This is a genomic window from Actinomycetospora sp., from assembly GCF_055612215.1.
This window is the reverse complement of record NZ_JBVPVA010001062.1, coordinates 1-2,705: the sequence shown is the minus strand read 5'-3', so window position 1 is coordinate 2,705 and position 2,705 is coordinate 1. Positions and strand designations below refer to the sequence as shown.

At 73.5% G+C, this 2,705-nt stretch carries 3 protein-coding genes; 1 reads left to right on the top strand and 2 read right to left on the bottom strand.

From position 1 onward, the window contains the following. The coding region (locus tag AC0CYZ_RS28745) for an LGFP repeat-containing protein (protein WP_472221528.1) at positions 1 to 885 on the top strand (885 nt) is incomplete at its 5' end. Positions 886 to 986: 101 nt separating this feature from the next. Here the strand turns inward: AC0CYZ_RS28745 and AC0CYZ_RS28740 are convergent. Continuing rightward, positions 987 to 2,153 carry a glycosyltransferase gene (locus tag AC0CYZ_RS28740; RefSeq protein ID WP_472221527.1) on the bottom strand — a complete coding sequence of 389 codons (1,167 nt, stop codon included), beginning with the start codon at positions 2,151 to 2,153 and terminating at the stop codon, positions 987 to 989. Positions 2,154 to 2,170: 17 nt separating this feature from the next. Then, positions 2,171 to 2,650, bottom strand: coding sequence for a cupin domain-containing protein (locus tag AC0CYZ_RS28735; protein WP_472221526.1), 480 nt, complete (start codon positions 2,648 to 2,650; stop codon positions 2,171 to 2,173). Positions 2,651 to 2,705: the final 55 nt, after the last annotated feature.

Here is a 2,705-nt window from a genome sequence, read left to right as displayed (position 1 = left end):
ATGTTCGGCGACTACTACTTCATCGAGGCGCTGCAGCGCTACGCCGCGGCGACCGGGGTGAGCACGACGACCCCGCCGACCACCACGACCGCGCCGCCGACGACGACCACGGTCCCGCCGACCACGACGACGGTGCCGCCGACGACCACCGTCCCGCCCACCACCACGGTGCCGCCGACCACGACGGTGCCGCCCACGACGACCACCACCGCGCCCCCGGCCACCGACCCGGTGACGGCGTACTACCAGCAGCTCGGCGGGACGTCGTCGTACCTCGGGGCGCCGAAGGCGGCCGTGCACGACGTGACCGGCGGTCGGGCCCAGGACTACGCGAACGGCTCGATCTACTGGTCGTCGGCGACGGGGGCCCACGCGGTCCGCGGCGCGATCAACACCCGCTACGTGGCCCTCGGCGGCCCGGCCGGGACGCTGAAGTTCCCGACGACCGACGAGTTCGTCACCGCCGACGGCCAGGGTCGCGGCACGAACTTCTCGGTCACCGGGGGCGGCGGGCTCTACTGGAACCCGACCGGCAACGTCGTCTACGGCCTGCTCGGCCCGCTGCGCGACAAGTGGCTGGCGCTGGGCGAGACGAAGAGCGTGCTCGGTTACCCGACGCGCGACATCACGGCCACGGCCGATGGCGCCGGCCGCTACGCGACCTTCGCCGGCAACGGTTCGATCTACTGGTCCTCGGCGACGGGGGCGCACACGATCTTCGGCGCCATCCGTACGAAGTGGACCTCGCTCGGTGCCGAGCGCTCCTCGCTGGGCTACCCGACCACCGACGAGTACGCGGTCACCGGCGGGAAGCGCAACGACTTCGTCCGGGGCACGATCACCTGGCTCTCGGCCTCGAACACCACGCAGGTCGTCCAGCGCTGATCCGGCTCGGAACAGTGCTGGAGAACCGGGTCCCGCGGACCCGGTTCTCCGGGTCGGCCGGGGCCGGGCCTCGCCGGGCCGGTCGGGACCGAAAGCCTCCGTCAGCGGCTCCCGGTGATTACGGGGACGGCGTCGGCGACCGGCGGAAGCGCGGCGATCTCGTCGGCGATCTTTCGCGCCGCGGTGGCGTAGCCGGGATCGGCGAGCACGTCGGTGATCGCCCGGCGGAGGTCGGCCGCGTCGATCGCCGCCGCACCCGCCGTCGCCTCCGGGTCGCGGGCGCCGACCGCGACGCCGGCGCCCACCGCGGCGACCCGGCGGGCGTTGTGCGGCTGGTCGGCGAACAACGGCGTGATCACCAGCGGCAGGCCCGCCGCCAGCGCCCCCAACGTCGTGCCCGACCCGCCGTGGCACACCACCAGCCGCGCCCGGCCGAGCACGTCGGACTGCTGCACCCAGCGGGTCACGTGCACGTGCGGGCCGGGTGCGAGGTACCGGCCGTCCTCGGCGGCGTGTCCCGTGGTGAGCAGGACCCGTGCCGGTAGGTCGGCCACGGCGGCGAGGGCGACGTCGTAGATCGGGGCGGCGAACGGCACGCTCGCGGCGACGCTGCCGAACGTGACGTACACCAGGGGCCGTCCGTCGCCCGCGGAGTCGGCCCACAGGTCCGGCAGCGGCGCGGCGGCGGGCTCCGGCATGCGGAAGCGGTGGGTCGACGGCGGCGGCGGACCGGCGCCGGCGTCGAGGGTGGGCGGGAAGAACGTGAGGTACGGCGTCGCCTCGATGCGCTCGACGAGGCCGGCCGACCACGCCTCGAGGGCCTCCGTGGCCAGGTCCGTGATCATCCGTTGGGCCTCGACGAGACCGGTGCCGACCTGCACGTGCGGGACGCCCACTTCCTCGGCGACGATCGCGGAGGCGAACTCGGCCGGCTCGCGGAGCACGACGTCGGGCCGCCACGTCCGCACCGCGTCACGCATCGCGGGGAGCATCGCTCCGACGTTCGCCGTCGCGAAGATCTGCGAGACGACCAGACGCTCGGCCTCCGCGGGCGTCAGCGACGGGACCTGCGCCCAGAGGGGGCCGGTCTCCTCGTCGGGTGGGAGGGCACCGGCGGCGAAGGGCAGCCCGTGCTCGCCCGCCACCGGCGCCAGTCCGGGTGGGCCGACCAGGAGCAGCTCGTGGTCCGCGTCCAGGCAGGCGGCCGCGAACGGCAGCAGCGGCGTAACGTGACCGGCCCCGCCGGTGCTCGCGACCAGGACCCGCATCCGCCCGGGTCACCCCCTCACTGCTGCGGCGGCGTCCCGACGATCCTGACGCCCCAGTCGCTGACGGCAGCCATCGCCCGGTGGCCCTCGTCGCCGACCGAGCCGCCTGGAGGAAGCGTCGTGTCGGTGACCGGAGTGCCGACCTGTCGGAAGAACTGCTCGATGCCGGCCGGCGTCGCGATGCACAGGAAGCGGGCCGACGGCGACGAGACGGCGTAGGCGTGCTGCACGCCCCGCGGCATCCACGCGAATCCTCCCGCACCACGGCGGAATGGTTCGTCGTCGCCGATCCAGAACTGGAGCTCGCCCTCGATGACGAGATATCCCTCGTCGTCCTCGTCGTGGACCATCAGGGGCGAGCCGTGGCCCTGCGCCGCCCAGAACTCCGTGATGCCCAGCTGACCTGCGGTGCGGGCGCCGTCCGCGCGCACGGCGGTGAGCGAGTCGAGAAACCTGATCGGCTTCTCGGGCATCCCCGTCGTCACATTCTCTGTCACGATTTCCTCACCGAACGAGCTGCTCGTCCGGTCAGTATGGAGAACGTGTCAAGAC

Excerpts from the sequence above, each read along its gene's own strand:
- AC0CYZ_RS28740 (WP_472221527.1), bottom strand. The coding sequence starts at position 2,153 with ATGCGGGTCCTGGTCGCGAGCACCGGCGGGGCCGGTCACGTTACGCCG.